This is a genomic window from Nostoc sp. (genome assembly GCF_036917975.1).
Taxonomy (GTDB): Bacteria; Cyanobacteriota; Cyanobacteriia; order Cyanobacteriales; family Nostocaceae; genus Nostoc.
This window is the reverse complement of record NZ_JBALEJ010000050.1, coordinates 137,198-153,037: the sequence shown is the minus strand read 5'-3', so window position 1 is coordinate 153,037 and position 15,840 is coordinate 137,198. Positions and strand designations below refer to the sequence as shown.

The window sequence follows — 15,840 nt, the reverse complement described above, 5'->3', positions numbered from 1 at the left end:
AAAATTACTTTAACCGTAGCTAGTTAGATTCCGAATGATATAGCCAATGAATAAACCAATCAACAATGCCCACACTTGACCTGTTTGTATAAAGTGGCTCCAAGCTTTTTGAATCTGATCCAAAACATGCGGATCAGTAATTGTCTGTGCTATGTCTGTCAAATTTACAGGCAAATGCCAAAGTAGCTGAGATATCAAATCGCTGTAGTGGCTCATATTTGGTGCTTAAGAAGTTAGGGCTGGCAAATTTCAGCATCAGTGCATTTTTTAGATAAAGTACTGATATTTACTGAAATATTGGATATAACTTCAATGTCTTAACTCAAGATACAGCCGATGCCAACCGCAATTTCTCGGCAGTCCGCAAAATCTGTCCCGCCAACACTGCTGCGCCAAAACCATTATCGATATTTACTACACCTACTCCCGCAGCACAAGAGTTGAGCATTGTCAACAAAGGCGCTAAACCGCCAAAACTGGCGCCATAACCGATGCTGGTGGGTACAGCAATCACAGGACAACTCGCTAAACCAGCGACAACGCTAGGTAAAGCGCCTTCCATCCCCGCCACGACAATTAACACTGATGCTGACTCAATCAGGTGGCGGTTACTTAACAAACGGTGAATCCCAGCAACGCCAACATCCCAAAGGCGCTGGACGCGGAAACCTGAAAGTTCAGCGGTGACAGCAGCTTCTTCAGCAACGGGTAAATCAGCAGTACCAGCAGAAAGAATGCCAATTTCACCTCCGAATTGTGGTTCGATGGTAAGGGGAGCGATCGCACAAATTCGCGCCGATTGGTAATATCGCAAACCGCTAACTTTTGATTCTAATACGGCATAAACTGCTGGTTCAATCCGAGTCGCCATCACCACCGGATTACGAAGACGCATCACCTCCATAATTTGAGCAATTTGTTCGGGAGTCTTACCAGGTCCCCAAATCACCTCTGGGAAACCAGTTCTTAGCTGACGATGGTGGTCAATTTTGGCAAACTCGCCCACAGATTCATAAGCCAAGTCTTTGAGTGAGTCTAATGCCGTATCTGGGGTAACTTTACCATTAGCAACCGCAACAAGTAGCGATCGCAAAGTTTTTTCATCGGTCATTAGTGATTAGCCCTTTGTCTTTTGTTCTTTGTCATTTATCAGTCGTCTAATAACTAATTTTGTTGATTAACCATTCAGGAGTGCTGAGTGCTGTTAGCGATAGCGGGGCGTTTAGCCCGTATTAAGTTGGGAATTTCACTTCTTTACTCACAACTCAGCACTGGCTCAACGCACTGCTACCGCTAACGGAACTATTTTACCCAATCCCCAATCCCCAATCCCCAATCCCTAATCCCCAATCCCCAATCCCCAATCCCCAATCCCTAATCAGTTACTTTAATTTGTTCAATATTCCAGAATGCACCGCCAAGGGCAGAGAATTTAATGCCTTCAAAACGATTACGCACCGCTGACATTGCATAAGGATTAACCAAGTAAATAAAAGGTAAATTTTCCTGGGTAATCCGCTGTGTTTCGACATAAATCGCTTTAACTTTAGCTTCGTCTAATTCTCGTGCAGCTTGAATGTAAAGATTCCCTATTTCCGCTTCCCAAGGAGCAACCTCCCAACCCTGAATCGGCTTTTGTCCTACTTGAGGTTTTTGATTAAACATGTGCAATCCACCTTCAGGTGCCCAGACATTAGCACCATCATTTGGTTCTAATCCGCCGGTCAAACCCATCAAAGAAGCTTCCCAATTTAAGGAGTTAGAAACTTTGTCAGTAAAGGTATTCCAAGCCAACGGAGTGAAATCAACTTGAATGCCGATTTTGCTCAAGTCTTGTTTAATCTGCGATCCCATTGCCTCACGGATTTTATTTCCAGCATTGGTAAGCAAAGAAAAACGGACACGATTTCCCTGAGCATCTACTAACTGATTGTTGTTGTACTTAAATCCTGCTTTGAACAGTAATTCCTTCGCTTTTTGCACATTGTAATCGTAAACTTTTAACCCTTCTTTAGCAGAAAGATAATAGGGGCTTTGTACAGAAATGGGTGAATCTTGTGCCACACCCAAGCCGCGAAACGTGTTATTAATCATCGTTTGGCGGTCAATTGCATAAGCTATAGCCTGCCGAAATTGCACATTATTGAACCACCCAGACTTAACCGGATCTACTAATGGTTTTCCGTCCCTTTTACCTTTGTTGAGATTGAACAAAACAAACGATGTACTAGATGTTGGCCCACCATTATAAATTTTGAAATTACCCTGCTTTTCTTGCACTTTTAGCAAAGAAAAATAATCTGGGGACACTCCAACAGTATCTAATCCACCAGAACGAAATTGCAGTAACGAGGTATCTGTTGACTCTACAATTTGCCAAATTACCCTTTCAATATAAGGCTGGGAATTGCCTTGAGCATCTTTACGCCAGTAGTAGGGATTGCGCCGAAAAACCACACGCTGACTCGTGTCATAGCGATCTATTTTGTAAGGGCCGTTGACAATAATTTGGTCGGGAGGAGTATCAACGCCCCATTTTGTCAAAAAGGTTGGTTTCCCATCTTGGTCTTTGGTTTTTACCGATTGTTGCAAGGTGTGGGCTGGCAAAATTGGTGAACCTGTACTCAATAGGAAAGGTCTAAAAGGTTCCGGTACGCTAAACTCAACCCGGCGTTCATCCACTTTTCTGACAGTGGGCAGTTTCCGACTTTTACCAATCCTCAAGCTGTCTCTCACATCTGTAGGAATTGCTTCATTTAAATAAATATCATTGTAGGTAAATACCACATCATCTACTGTTAGTGGCTGACCATCAGACCATTTCAACCCTTGCCGTATGGTAAAAATAATCTTTAATTTATCATCAGAAATTTGCCAAGATTCCGCTAATGCCGGCTCAACTTTGGCAGTTATTGGGTTTTGGGTGATTAATCCCTCGTAAATTAGAGAAAAAACATTAGGAAACTCTTGACTCAGAGGGTAGTTAAAGGTTTTAGGATCGCTGAGAATAGCAGTTACCAATTGCGGTACTTGAGCAGCTGCACTTTTAAAGTTAGTGGGGTTGCAGGCGGTAAGTATAAGTGCTGTTACGGAAGTCAAAATTATTGGCAACCAAAAATATTTAATTGCCAGAAATATTTTCCTAAAAAATTTCATAATTTCCCATTTATTTCCATCTAATCAATCTTCAATATCTTTATCAGAGGCTAAAATAAAATTCACTCTGAAGCAACTAGCAAGACAACAGCATAAGCACATATACCTTCTTCACGTCCAACGGGGCCTAATTTTTCGTTAGTGGTAGCTTTGATGCCAATTTGATTTGGTTCTAATTCTAAAACCGCCGCTATTTTGTCACGCATATTGTGAATATGCGGTTTTAATTTTGGGCGTTCTGCTACTACTACCGAGTCAATATTTCCCACCTGCCAACCTCGATCGCGAATCAGTTGATGTACTTGAGTTAATAGTACTAAACTATCTGCTCCCGCCCATTGGGGATCGCTAGGCGGAAAATAATGACCAATATCCCCCAAGGATAATGCCCCAAGCATCGCATCCATAATCGCATGGGTTAGTACGTCAGCGTCACTGTGCCCCAACAAACCCAGTTCATGGGGAATTTGAATTCCACCTAAAATCAAAGCGCGATCGCTCACCAGTTGATGAATATCGTAGCCGTTACCAATACGAATTTTTGTCATTTGTCATTTGTCATTTGTCATTTGTCATTTGTCATTTGTCAAGAGTTAGAAATTATTATTCTCACCCTGCTCCCCTGCTCCCCTGCTTCCCCTGCTCCCCCTGCTCCCCCTGCTTCCCCTGCTCCCCCTGCTTCAATTTCTCCCCCTGCTCCAATTTCTCCAGGAGATCGGGGCGGCGATCGCGGGTTCTTTGAATTTGTTGTTCGTAACGCCACCGGGCGATCGCTGCGTGATTCCCACTGAGTAAGACATCAGGCACTTTCAAGCCGCGAAAATTGGCAGGACGAGTATATTGGGGATAGTCTAATAACCCTTCTTCAAAACTTTCTGCTGTGAGAGACTCCGTTTTGGCTACAGTTCCGGGTATTAGTCGCACTACGCCATTAATCAAAGCCATTGCTGGAATTTCTCCACCAGTCAGAATAAAATCGCCTAAAGATACCTCACGAGTTACTAAATGTAGCACCCTCTCATCCACTCCTTCGTAATGGCCGCAAATTACTACTAACTGGTCATAATTTGTCACTAATTCTTTCAAAAGGGGTTGATTAATTGTTTGACCCTGTGGACTCATCAAAATTACTTCTCTTCGGGGTAGAATCGGCAGCGACTCCACAGCGCTAAAAAGAGGTTCTGGCTTCATTAGCATCCCAACACCACCGCCGTAGGGTTCATCATCTACTTTTCGGTGCTTGTCAGTGGTAAAGTCCCGTGGATTAACCAGATGCACTTCGGCAATCTGTTTGGCTAAGGCTTTACCCAGCAGCCCAGAATTGAGAACAGAGTTAAAACAGTCAGGAAAAAGCGTAACTATATCAAAGCGCACAGTTATTCGTATTCGAGGACACTAATCTTAAATTTGAATGTCTAGCAAACACCAGCAAGCCAAGGTCGGGTTAAACTCCAGTTAAACTTTATCAATAGTATCTAAAACTACCAGACCTCTTGGATTTTAGATGGAATCAAAAGTTTTTCTAATTACTTAATTTATGTTTAAATGTTGTCACAACTACATTTAAATTAATAATCATATCAAGTTAACAACTTCCAGGATGCATCAAGCCAGCCTCAGAAAAAAGCGTAGTCTTAAATGCTTGTCCCCAATCCTAAAGGGGGAATCTAGCCTCCAAAGACTATTTTGCCCTGCTGCAAGTGGACAGGTGAAAAACAAGGCACTGGCTTTGAGGAATGGAAACAAACACGTTTAGACTGAGGCAACGCGAGCGTTAGGCGAAAATTTGGAGAGTGGCTGGGCTAGTTCCAAACTTCCAAAAAGTGTCCTCTCGAAAGTTGCAAAGCGCAAAAATCATGGCTGCTTCCAAACCTTGTTAAATTCACCTGAAGTTGTTGACAGGAGAAACAAAATGCCGCAATTACAAGCTAAATCGCTAGAAATGAGGACACCCCAAGCAACTAAAACCGCCGTTCTGGTTATCGGAGGTGCAGAAGATAAAGTTCATGGGCGCGAAATCCTACGAACTTTTTTTGGACGCGCCGGTGCTAGTAAGGCTTATATTACAATTATTCCATCTGCCTCTCGCGAACCCGCCATCATCGGTGGTCGGTATATTCGCATTTTTGAAGAAATGGGTGCCCAGAAAGTAGAGATTTTAGACATCCGCGAACGAGAACAGTGTGAAACCTCCCAGATTAAAGCATCCTTAGAAGCCTGTAGTGGGGTATTTTTGACAGGAGGAGACCAGCTGCGTCTTTGTGGCGTATTGGCAGATACGCCAGCAATGGAAATTATTCGTCAGCGGGTGAGGGCGGGGCAACTGACGTTAGCAGGCACCAGTGCAGGAGCGGCGGTGATGGGGCATCACATGATTGCAGGCGGCGGTAGTGGAGAAACGCCAAATCGTTCCCTAGTGGATATGGCAACTGGTTTAGGATTTATTCCTGAAGTCATCGTTGACCAACACTTTCACAACCGTAATCGGATGGGGCGATTGATTAGCGCGATCTCAGCTCATCCTGATCGCTTAGGTATTGGCATTGACGAAGATACTTGTGCCGTGTTTGAACGTGATGGTTGGTTACAAGTTATGGGTAAAGGCAGTGTCACCATTGTTGATCCCACTGAGTTGACCCACACTAACGAACCGCATGTTGGTGCTAATGAACCATTAACCGTACATAATTTACGTCTTCATATCCTCAGCTACGGCGATCGCTTCCACTTGTACCAGCGGACTGTATTGCCTGCTGTACATCGAATCTCCAGCTGACGGCATAGAGTATCTGAGGTTACACTGAGTTGACCGCAAATTTTAGATGTTGGATTTTGGATTTTAGATTAAAAGAACTTTTCGGTACATAATACCAGAAAGGAGACAAAACCAATCTAAAAGACCTGCAATGACTCGGTTTAGCTACACTATCGTCAATCTAAAATTCAGAGAGTTAAGTACTCTAGTAGTATCTTTACAATCTAAAATGTCAATCTAAAATTCAAAATTGGTTGGCCGCACCTTGATTATTTCTTACCGTAAAAAAATGATAAGAATACCATGTAAAAAGAAAAAACTGTTTTTCATGAACAGTTTAGCGGTCAATTCCAGTAAGAAACTAGAATTTTGGTTCCGAATCTCCATCTACCTATTCCCATGAGAATCCTCAAGATCCAGACCTTACGCGGCCCAAACTATTGGAGCATTCGACGCCACAAACTGATCGTCATGCGCCTCGATTTAGAAACCCTTGGCGAGACGCCCTCGAATGAAATCCCTGGCTTTTATGAAGGATTAGTTGAGGCGCTGCCGAGTCTGGAGGGTCACTATTGTTCGCCTGGCTGTCGTGGTGGTTTTTTGATGCGAGTCAAAGAAGGCACTATGATGGGTCATATCGTGGAACACGTAGCCCTAGAACTCCAAGAATTAGCAGGTATGCATGTGGGCTTTGGTCGCACCCGCGAAACTGCCACACCCGGAATTTACCAAGTCGTGATCGAGTACCTGAATGAGGAAGCGGGACGCTACGCTGGACGAGCCGCAGTACGGCTATGCCAGAGTATCGTTGATCGAGGCCGTTATCCCAAGGCAGAACTAGAGCAAGATATCCAAGACCTGAAAGACTTCACCCGTGATGCTTCACTAGGCCCCTCCACAGAAGCGATCGTCAAAGAAGCAGAAAAAAGAGGTATCCCCTGGATGTCGCTGGAAGCCCGCTTTTTGATTCAGCTAGGCTATGGCGTCAACCAGAAGCGAATGCAGGCGACAATGACCGATAACACCAGCATTCTGGGTGTAGAACTAGCTTGCGATAAAGAAGCCACTAAACGCATCCTCGCTGCTGCTGGTGCGCCAGTACCCAGAGGTACAGTAATCAACTTTTTAGACGATTTAGAACAAGCCATTGAATTCGTGGGCGGCTATCCCATCGTCATCAAGCCCCTGGATGGCAATCATGGACGTGGGATCACCATTGATATCAGAACTTGGGAAGAAGCTGAAGCTGGATACGAAGCTGCCAGACAGGTTTCTCGGTCAATTATTATCGAAAGATATTATGTTGGGCGCGACCATAGAGTATTAGTTGTAAATGGCAAAGTCGTAGCAGTCGCCGAACGGGTTCCGGCTCATGTCATTGGCAACGGTAGATCCACTATCTCCGAACTCATCGAAGAAACCAACCTTGACCCAAATCGCGGTGAAGGACACGATAACGTCCTCACCAAGATTGAACTAGACCGCACTAGCTACCAATTGTTAGAAAGGCAAGGTTACACCCTAAATAGCGTGCCACCCAAGGGCACTATTTGTTATCTCAGAGCAACAGCCAACTTAAGTACAGGTGGTAGTGCTGTAGACCGTACCGATGAAATTCACCCCGAAAATCTTTGGTTAGCACAACGGGTAGTCAAGATTATCGGTTTGGATATTGCCGGACTCGATATCGTCACTTCGGATATTAGCCGTCCTTTGCGGGAAGTAGATGGCGTAATTGTCGAAGTTAACGCCGCTCCCGGCTTTCGGATGCACGTTGCCCCAAGTGTGGGCATCCCTCGCAACGTCGCTGGCGCAGTGATGGATATGTTGTTTCCCAACGAGCAATCTAGCCAAATTCCCATCCTCAGCGTCACGGGTACTAATGGCAAAACCACCACTACCCGCCTACTAGCACATATTTATAAACAGACTGGTAAAGTAGTAGGTTATACAACTACCGATGGCACATATATCGGTGATTACTTAGTAGAAGCAGGCGATAACACCGGTCCCCAAAGTGCCCACGTGATCCTCCAAGATCCCACAGTAGAAGTAGCAGTACTGGAAACGGCTCGTGGTGGCATTCTTCGCTCTGGATTGGGCTTTGAAGCCGCAAATGTAGGTGTGGTATTGAATGTAGCCTCAGACCACTTAGGAATAGGCGATATAGATACCATTGAGCAGTTAGCTAACCTTAAGAGTGTAGTAGCGGAAGCCGTATTCCCTGATGGCTATGCGGTACTCAATGCCGACGATCGCCGTGTCGCCGCCATGTCAGAAAAAACTAAGGCTAATATTGCTTACTTCACCATGAACCCCGACTCGGAATTAGTGCGGAAGCACATCCAAAAGGGCGGAGTAGCGGCAGTGTATGAAAATGGCTATTTGTCAATTGTTAAAGGTGATTGGACACACCGCATAGAAAGAGCAGAAAATATACCTTTAACAATGGGCGGACGTGCGCCGTTTATGATTGCCAACGCTTTAGCTGCAAGTTTGGCAGCATTCGTGCAAAACGTCACAATTGAGCAGATTCGGGCTGGTTTGAGGATTTTCCGGGCTTCAGTTAGTCAAACACCGGGACGGATGAATTTATTTAATTTAGGAAACTACCACGCTTTGGTAGACTATGCCCACAACGCAGCCAGTTACGAAGCTGTAGGTTCCTTTGTGCGGAACTGGACTACAGGACAACGGATTGGCGTAATTGGTGGGCCAGGCGATCGCCGCGACGAAGATTTTGTTACTTTGGGTAAGCTAGCAGCACAAATTTTTGATTATATCATCATCAAAGAAGACGATGACACACGGGGAAGACTACGGGGATCAGCCGCCCAATTGATTATTCAAGGCATCACCGAAGTTAAGCCTGATAGCCGCTATGAATCCATTCTGGATGAAACCCAAGCGATAAATAAAGGCTTAGACATGGCTCCCGATAACAGTCTGGTGGTAATTTTGCCAGAAAGCGTTACTCGGGCGATTAAATTAATTAAGCTGCGTGGCCTAGCGAAAGAAGAGACACACCAACAAAATGCTGGCACAACTATTGTCGATTCCCAAAATGGGATCACACCTTCTTCTGTTGTCAATACCTTGCTGTAGTCAGGAAGAGTCAGTGCGCTGACTTCTCCTGACTACTTTGATTACTGTTTTTCTTCTTCCTGATTGGTTTCCTCGCTGGGAGTTTTCATCTCCTCCTTAAAACCTCGTAGGGTTTTGCCCAGTGCAGTCCCCAGTTCAGGAATTTTTTTTGGGCCGAAAATTAGAATAGCGACTATGGTAATTACAGCTATCTCTGGCCATCCCAGTCCAAACAACATACACAGTTCCTCTCAATAATTTTTAATTAACTGTTCTATATAGCAATCCTAAATCATTCGTGAGAAACAAGATCCCCGACTTCTTTAAGAAGTCGGGGATCTATTTCAGCACTAGCATCTCTAATATCTTTTTCATCTTCTAAAAGTTCTAAACTTCTTTATTTCATTGCTTTCGGGTGTGATGTTTAATTGTTTTTGAATTAATTCCATTAGGAATTGTCTTTTATTTGTAGTTGCCATTTTTAGACCTCTTCAGATTATTCCTTTTGTTTATTTCCGCTCAATTGGAATACCTAACCAATCGCTTAATTCACGGGCTAGCCATTCCAGTTCTGCTTCAGATTTAACACCATGAAGTTGATATTTTTGTACTCCTACCCAAATATCCAATTGCGCGGGAACGAGACTTGTAGTTTCATCTCCTCTTACAGTTCTTTTAGTTAAATGTTGTGGAATGTAAACTAACCTAGTGATACTTTGTCTTGGCGATGCACGCGGGCGATAAAATTTCCAACCAAACAAATCCAAGGTTAGGGTAATTTGTTCTGGATTCAGGCGTAAGCAGGTGCGTCCAAATAAATCAAAGAGAAATTTATACATCATGCCAAAACCAGCACCCCAAAAAGGAAGTGAGAACAAGGCAAAGGGGATGTTGACAGGAAAAGGTGCTGAGAGTGCGCCAAGTGTCCAAAACAGGATAAATGAATTCCAGGCGATCGCAAATAAACCTGTGAATACTATTGATGAATCAAAACCAGCAGGTGGAACGATAATTTCTAAAGAATCCGCATTTTTGGTTAGTTGAATTTTGCTACCACCTGGTTTGGAAACTTGAATAGTCAGATCATTACTATCTCCATACCCAGAGGAAACCCAATTATTTCCATTCCAATGCCAATGACCTCTAATCCAGTCTGACAGGTTAATTTCTGCTGGGCGCGGTTGTTGTAAAAGTTGTGGATGTTCTAAAGCTGCAAGTCCAGCACTCGCAGAACTCAAACGCCGTTCTAAACTGGGTTCAACCATCCACTTTAACCAATTGCTAAAGCTGGGACTGAGATTAGCCACTTGCTCAAACTGAATGCGAAAATCCTTTTGAGGTAAATCGGCTGGGTGAGTACCCGTCACTAAATAAATTAAGGTTGCACCTAAACTATAAAGGTCAGATGCTGCAACAGTGCGTCCACCAAATTGCTCCTGTGGCATATAGCCATAAGTTCCTACCACGGTTCTTGTGCCGGTTTCTGTAGCGAGGACTGTCTGGACTGAACCAAAATCTACCAAATAGAGTTGACCGACACTATTACCAGAGCGATCGCTCAATAAAATATTGCTAGGCTTAATATCACGATGAATTACAGGCGGATGTAGCTCATGTAGGTAAATGAGAATCTCTAAAAGTGCTTTAGCTATCTCTTTGACTTCAATTTCTGTAAAAGTCCGTCCAGTTTGTAAACATTGCTCTAAAGTTTGTGCAGGGATATAAGTTTGTACTAGAGCAAATCCTTTGATGGTTGGTAGATTTACCTCAAAATAGTTTAAATAGCCAGGAATTGAGGGATGTGCTAGGTTTTTTAAAGTTTCAGCTTCTCGCTCGAACAACTTGAGTGAATCCCACTCAAAGTCACTACTAAAAGAGAGTAACTTGATGACAACTAATTCCTGAGTTTGCAAATCACGAGCTAATAGCGTCCGCCGCCCTGCTTTTTTTCCTAGTAGCTGCTGAACTTCGTAGCGTTCGCCTAATATTTCGCCAATCATTATGTTTTCTTATAATGCTACCGTTGAAAAGTTTTATAGCTTATAGCTCTTCAATATGGCAAATCAATATCTTTAGTATAATTGCGTAATTCTATGCCCTCCCAACTTTGGCCTTATATTACCCCTGGTATTCCCGATGAATTATTTGAACATTTGCCAGGAATTCCCCTGAGTCAGCGAGAAGTCCGACTGCTATTAATTTCCCAACTGCGGCTAAAATCAGATTCCGTGCTGTGGGATATTGGCGCAGGGACGGGTACAATTCCGGTAGAAGTGGGGCTATTGTGTCCAGGTGGACAGATTATCGCTATCGAAAGGGATGAAGAAGTAGCTAATTTGATCAAGCGTAACTGCGATCGCTTTGATGTGAAAAACGTCGAAGTAATTGAAGGTAGCGCCCCAGAGTGTTTACACGATCTTAAGGTTGCCCCTCACCGCATTTGTATCGAGGGAGGACGGCCCATCCAAGAAATACTGCAAGCAGCTTGGCATTATTTACCGCCATCCGGTCGGGTTGTAGCCACAGCTGCTAATCTAGAAAGTCTATATGCTATTTCTCAGAGCTTTTCTCTGTTAAGAGCTAGAAATATCGAAGTCGTCCAATCTGCGGTTAACCGCTTAGAGACGCGCGGCTTTTCTCAAAGCTTTACCGCCGTTGATCCCATTTTTATCCTCAGTGGTGAGAAACTGGACTAAATCAAAAAGATTTTAGATTTTAGATTTTAGATTTTAGATTGGTGATTTAGGTGATATGTCATAAGAAACCAAGCCACAATTACCAATCCCTAATCTCGAATACCTAATCTCTAATCCAAAATCCAAAATCCAAAATCCAAAATACTTCTATGCCTTGGTCTCGGATTATTAGTGGAATTGTTGCGATCGCTCTTGCTCTTTCAGTTACCCTTTTGGGTGGTTGGTACTTTACCATCATGTTTGCGGTTATCGTCTTTTTAGGACAACAGGAATATTTTAATTTGGTGCGAGCCAGAGGTATAGTTCCTGCTGCTAAAACCACAATGGCTGCTAGCCAAGTATTGCTGGTAATTTGCACGCTAGATGGCAGTTTAGCTGATGCTGTGATGCCAATAGCTGGCACACTTATTTGTTTTTACCTGCTGTTTCAACCCAAATTTGCCACGATCGCTGATGTTTCCGCTTCCATTATGGGGCTATTTTATGTAGGTTATTTACCAAGTTACTGGGTGCGGTTACGAGCAATTGATAGTGCTGCTTTTAGCAATCTCCCTTTTGGAGGTTACTGGCCCACAAACTGGATGGATTTCTGGGAGAAGGCAAATGCCGCTTCTCTACCACAAGGTTTTACAGCAACACTGCTAACTTTTTTGTGTATTTGGGCAGCCGATATCGGTGCTTACACCATTGGCAAATTCTTTGGAAAAACCCGTCTATCTGAGATTAGCCCGAAAAAAACTGTAGAAGGTGCTGTCTTTGGCATTACTTCAAGTGTTGCTGTAGCCGTAGCAGGAGCCTATTATCTCCACTTGCCAAGTTCCCCTTTCACTGGTTTAGCATTGGGTTTGCTGATTGGCATTGCTAGTCTTTTAGGGGATCTCACTGAATCTATGCTGAAGCGAGATGCTGGAGTCAAAGATTCTGGACAGTTAATCCCCGGCCACGGTGGTATTTTAGACCGTACTGATAGTTATATTTTTACTGCTCCTTTGGTTTATTATTTCGTGACACTACTGTTGCCGCTACTGTAGCGGTTTTCAGTTGAGTTCAATACAGACCTAAGAAGAACAGCCCCAACCTAATACAACACGGCGTAATTAACAATTCAAAATTCAAAATTAAAGAAATTTCAGACGTTCGCGTAGCGTCTCGTAGAGAAGAGAAGTGCCTTGCGCGGGTTCCCCGCGTTGTGGCAACTGACGCTCCTCCGTCGCTCTAAGCGAAGCCATGCCGAAGGCTTTACGCTAGCGCTAACGGGGGATTTAGCGAGAAACGCGGTCTTGGGATGCATCCCAAGTGGAGCGATTTCTCAAGACAAACCCCGACTGAAATGGGTGCTACATGTAGATTGCAGGTTCTTAAACCCTTTAATTTACGAGAAACCAACCATTTAAAATAGCCAGAAAACTTACAAAATAAGCATTCTTTCTTTTTACTTTTGCCTTTTTACTTTTGCCTTCTTGTAGGAATTGTCATTAACCACATTTTTGTCACCCATTACTATTTCCCGCATTCCCCAAAAAATTAAATTTTCTTCCACAATTAAAGGTGCTATAATTTCAGGATACAAAGCTTTCAGATAGTTTACTAATAAAGTACGATCGCCACCTTTAATTGCAATCTTCCCATCAGGAAATAATTGCAACCACGCCTCAAGAAAATCTTTAATTCCAGCTAATACTGTGTAAATTACTCCACTTTGAATTGCTTCTGTAGTATTAAGCGCAAAACGTGGTGGTAGAGGTGCGAATTTTCGCGTTTCTACAAATGGTAATTGTCCTGTTTGTTGACCGAGACTTGCAAATTGCAAACCTAGTCCTGGCAAAATTGCACCTCCAACTAGAGACTCATTAGCATCCGCAGCTGTAAAAGTCAGCGCTGTACCAGCATCAATCACCAACATGGGAAAACCCCAAGTTTTACCCGCACCCCACAAAGCTAAAGCGCGGTCAATTCCCAGTGTGGGATAAACATTTTTGAGTGGTACTTGCTCTAAGGTAATAACGCGAGTATTTGGGTAAGTTTGCCAAATAGCAGTTTGGCCGGGAACTACGGAGGCGAGGAGGAGGGGAGGGAGGGATGAGGAAGTATTTTCTACCCTAATTTTCTGATGGGGTGGAGAAATTGCCAGTAGTAAATGATCTAGAGTTTGACATTTAGCTAACTGTTGTATGGCAGACTCAGCTAGATAGTCGCTATCCCAAGTTGAGTAAAGTTTTTTGCCAATAAACAACGCCCAATGTAGCCGAGAGTTCCCAATTTCCAATGCTAGCCAAACTTCCTCCATCTCCCCAATCCCTTTGCGGTTTCACACTTTTAACTTTTTTAAGTAAGCCATAGGCTTTTTAATAAAAATTAACATTCAAGCCGTGTCACAATAAAATAAGAGGAAGAAATACTCATTGTATTAAGGAGGGGAGTTATGGTAGCGCTCACCGAAAAAACTGAAAAACGGCTCACCATTCAGACTGTAGAGATTGCTCAAGAGACGACGGCTATTCGCTCTTTGGATTGGGATCGCGATCGCTTCGATATTGAGTTTGGTCTGCAAAACGGTACTACTTACAACTCGTTTCTCATTCGTGGCGAGCAGACTGCCTTAGTTGATACCTCCCACGAAAAGTTTCGTCAACTATATTTTGATACGCTCACCGGATTAATCAAGCCAACAGATATTGATTATTTGATTATCAGCCACACTGAGCCAGACCATAGCGGTTTAGTTAAAGATTTGCTGCTTATGGCTCCAGAAATAACCGTTGTCGGTTCTAAGGTGGCGATTCAGTTTCTTGAGGATTTGGTACATCAGCCATTTAAACGGCGAATTGTGAAAAATGGCGATCGCTTAGATTTGGGCAATGGGCATGAATTTGAATTCGTGATTGCCCCAAATTTACATTGGCCGGATACCATTTTCAGCTTTGACCACAAAACCAAAGTTCTCTATACTTGTGATGCCTTTGGGTTGCACTATTGCTCAGATAGCACCTTTGATGAAGACTTGGCAGCGATCGAAGAAGACTTTCATTATTACTACGATTGCTTGATGGGGCCGAATGCCCGATCGGTTCTGTCTGCCCTGAAGCGGATGGCGGAACTGAAAACCATCGACATGATTGCCACAGGACACGGGCCACTGTTATCTCACAATGTTGAAGAACTAGTTGGACGTTACCGCACTTGGAGCCAAACCCAAGCCAAGCCAGAAACAGCAGTTGGAATATTTTACGTTTCCGAATACGGATATAGCGATCGCCTTGCCCAAGCAATTGCCAACGGTATCGGTAAAACTGGTGTTGCCGTGGAAATCGTCGATTTGGGATCTGAAGTTGATTTACAAGAACTGCGGGAACTAGTTAGCCGTTGTGCTGGGCTAATCGTTGGTCTACCTCCGGCTTCTGGGGCTGCGAGTATTCAAGCTGCACTCAGCACAATTTTAGGATCTGCTAAAGAAAAGCAAGCCATCGGCGTATTTGAAACTGGCGGTGGCGATGATGAACCGATAGATCCTTTGGTGAGTAAATTCCGCAATTTGGGTTTGACAACAGTTTTTCCAGCGATTCGGATTAAAGAAATACCTACGGAAAACACTTACAAGCTGTGTGAAGAAGCAGGTACAGACTTAGCTCAATGGGTAACACGCGATCGCAGCATCAAAGCTATGAAATCTCTTGGTGCTGACTTAGATAAAGCATTAGGTAGAATTAGCGGCGGATTATATATCATCACTGCCAAAAAAGGCGATGTATCCAGTGCCATGTTAGCCTCCTGGGTTGCTCAAGCCAGCTTTAAACCCTTGGGATTCTCCATTGCAGTCGCCAAAGATCGGGCAATTGAATCACTCATGCAGGTAGGCGATCGCTTTGTTCTCAACATCTTAGAAGAAGGCAATTTCCAACCACTCATGAAGCACTTTTTGAAGCGGTTCGCCCCTGGTGCAGATCGTTTTGAAGGTGTGAGAACCCAGCCAGCCCAAAATGGTGCCCCCATCCTCAACGATGCCCTTGCCTACATGGAGTGCGAAGTCACCAGTAGAATGGATTGTGGCGACCACTGGGCAGTGTACAGCACAGTCTACGCCGGACGGGTTTCTAAGCCAGAAGCTTTGACTGCTGTACATCACCGTAAAGTCGGAAACCACTACTAATT

At 43.8% G+C, this 15,840-nt stretch carries 13 protein-coding genes; 5 read left to right on the top strand and 8 right to left on the bottom strand.

Annotated features, from left to right (window positions below):
* Positions 1-9: 9 nt before the first annotated feature.
* From V7K76_RS23040 to trmD, 5 genes are all read right to left on the bottom strand, one after another.
* Positions 10-216 (bottom strand): hypothetical protein, encoded by a 207-nt coding sequence (locus tag V7K76_RS23040; RefSeq protein WP_334775630.1) that lies wholly within the window; start codon positions 214-216, stop codon positions 10-12.
* A 106-nt stretch (positions 217-322) separates the two neighbouring features.
* A complete protein-coding gene (gene larB, locus V7K76_RS23035; protein WP_334775631.1) occupies positions 323-1,111 on the bottom strand; it encodes a nickel pincer cofactor biosynthesis protein LarB in 789 nt (262 codons plus the stop codon).
* Positions 1,112-1,374: 263 nt separating this feature from the next.
* Positions 1,375-3,156 (bottom strand): ABC transporter substrate-binding protein, encoded by a 1,782-nt coding sequence (locus V7K76_RS23030; RefSeq protein WP_334775632.1) that lies wholly within the window; start codon positions 3,154-3,156, stop codon positions 1,375-1,377.
* 62 nt (positions 3,157-3,218) lie between these two features.
* Positions 3,219-3,704, bottom strand: a complete 486-nt coding sequence (ispF, locus tag V7K76_RS23025) for a 2-C-methyl-D-erythritol 2,4-cyclodiphosphate synthase (protein ID WP_334775633.1) — start codon at positions 3,702-3,704, stop codon at positions 3,219-3,221.
* A 61-nt stretch (positions 3,705-3,765) separates the two neighbouring features.
* Positions 3,766-4,530: a tRNA (guanosine(37)-N1)-methyltransferase TrmD gene (trmD, locus tag V7K76_RS23020; protein WP_334775634.1), complete on the bottom strand. Its 765-nt coding sequence runs from the start codon at positions 4,528-4,530 to the stop codon at positions 3,766-3,768.
* Positions 4,531-5,068: 538 nt separating this feature from the next.
* Here trmD and V7K76_RS23015 point away from each other — a divergent pair.
* A complete protein-coding gene (locus V7K76_RS23015; RefSeq protein ID WP_334775635.1) occupies positions 5,069-5,932 on the top strand; it encodes a cyanophycinase in 864 nt (287 codons plus the stop codon).
* Positions 5,933-6,310: 378 nt separating this feature from the next.
* Positions 6,311-9,016, top strand: a complete 2,706-nt coding sequence (cphA, locus tag V7K76_RS23010; RefSeq protein ID WP_335030022.1) for a cyanophycin synthetase — start codon at positions 6,311-6,313, stop codon at positions 9,014-9,016.
* Positions 9,017-9,057: 41 nt separating this feature from the next.
* Here the strand turns inward: cphA and tatA are convergent, their stop codons facing one another.
* Complete coding sequence (gene tatA, locus V7K76_RS23005; protein ID WP_179069315.1) at positions 9,058-9,231, bottom strand: twin-arginine translocase TatA/TatE family subunit; 174 nt, start codon at positions 9,229-9,231, stop codon at positions 9,058-9,060.
* A 273-nt stretch (positions 9,232-9,504) separates the two neighbouring features.
* Positions 9,505-10,995 carry a serine/threonine protein kinase gene (locus tag V7K76_RS23000; protein WP_334775637.1) on the bottom strand — a complete coding sequence of 497 codons (1,491 nt, stop codon included), beginning with the start codon at positions 10,993-10,995 and terminating at the stop codon, positions 9,505-9,507.
* A 93-nt stretch (positions 10,996-11,088) separates the two neighbouring features.
* Here V7K76_RS23000 and cbiT point away from each other — a divergent pair, with 93 nt between their 5' ends.
* Positions 11,089-11,691, top strand: a complete 603-nt coding sequence (cbiT, locus tag V7K76_RS22995) for a precorrin-6Y C5,15-methyltransferase subunit CbiT (RefSeq protein ID WP_179068373.1) — start codon at positions 11,089-11,091, stop codon at positions 11,689-11,691.
* 149 nt (positions 11,692-11,840) lie between these two features.
* A complete protein-coding gene (locus V7K76_RS22990) occupies positions 11,841-12,722 on the top strand; it encodes a phosphatidate cytidylyltransferase (RefSeq protein WP_334775638.1) in 882 nt (293 codons plus the stop codon).
* A 401-nt stretch (positions 12,723-13,123) separates the two neighbouring features.
* Here the strand turns inward: V7K76_RS22990 and V7K76_RS22985 are convergent, their stop codons facing one another.
* Entirely contained in the window at positions 13,124-13,978 is an 855-nt protein-coding gene (locus tag V7K76_RS22985; protein ID WP_334775639.1) for a pantothenate kinase, read from the bottom strand.
* A 135-nt stretch (positions 13,979-14,113) separates the two neighbouring features.
* Between V7K76_RS22985 and V7K76_RS22980 the strand changes: the two genes are divergently transcribed.
* Entirely contained in the window at positions 14,114-15,838 is a 1,725-nt protein-coding gene (locus tag V7K76_RS22980; protein WP_334775640.1) for a diflavin flavoprotein, read from the top strand.
* Positions 15,839-15,840: the final 2 nt, after the last annotated feature.

Bases quoted from the DNA above. Each gene is read 5' to 3' on its own strand.
- V7K76_RS23040 (WP_334775630.1), bottom strand. From the start codon at position 216: ATGAGCCACTACAGCGATTTGATATCTCAGCTACTTTGGCATTTGCCT.
- larB (WP_334775631.1), bottom strand. From the start codon at position 1,111: ATGACCGATGAAAAAACTTTGCGATCGCTACTTGTTGCGGTTGCTAAT.
- V7K76_RS23030 (WP_334775632.1), bottom strand. From the start codon at position 3,156: ATGAAATTTTTTAGGAAAATATTTCTGGCAATTAAATATTTTTGGTTG.
- ispF (WP_334775633.1), bottom strand. From the start codon at position 3,704: ATGACAAAAATTCGTATTGGTAACGGCTACGATATTCATCAACTGGTG.
- V7K76_RS23015 (WP_334775635.1), top strand. From the start codon at position 5,069: ATGCCGCAATTACAAGCTAAATCGCTAGAAATGAGGACACCCCAAGCA.
- cphA (WP_335030022.1), top strand. From the start codon at position 6,311: ATGAGAATCCTCAAGATCCAGACCTTACGCGGCCCAAACTATTGGAGC.
- V7K76_RS23000 (WP_334775637.1), bottom strand. From the start codon at position 10,995: ATGATTGGCGAAATATTAGGCGAACGCTACGAAGTTCAGCAGCTACTA.
- cbiT (WP_179068373.1), top strand. From the start codon at position 11,089: ATGCCCTCCCAACTTTGGCCTTATATTACCCCTGGTATTCCCGATGAA.
- V7K76_RS22990 (WP_334775638.1), top strand. From the start codon at position 11,841: ATGCCTTGGTCTCGGATTATTAGTGGAATTGTTGCGATCGCTCTTGCT.
- V7K76_RS22985 (WP_334775639.1), bottom strand. From the start codon at position 13,978: ATGGAGGAAGTTTGGCTAGCATTGGAAATTGGGAACTCTCGGCTACAT.
- V7K76_RS22980 (WP_334775640.1), top strand. From the start codon at position 14,114: ATGGTAGCGCTCACCGAAAAAACTGAAAAACGGCTCACCATTCAGACT.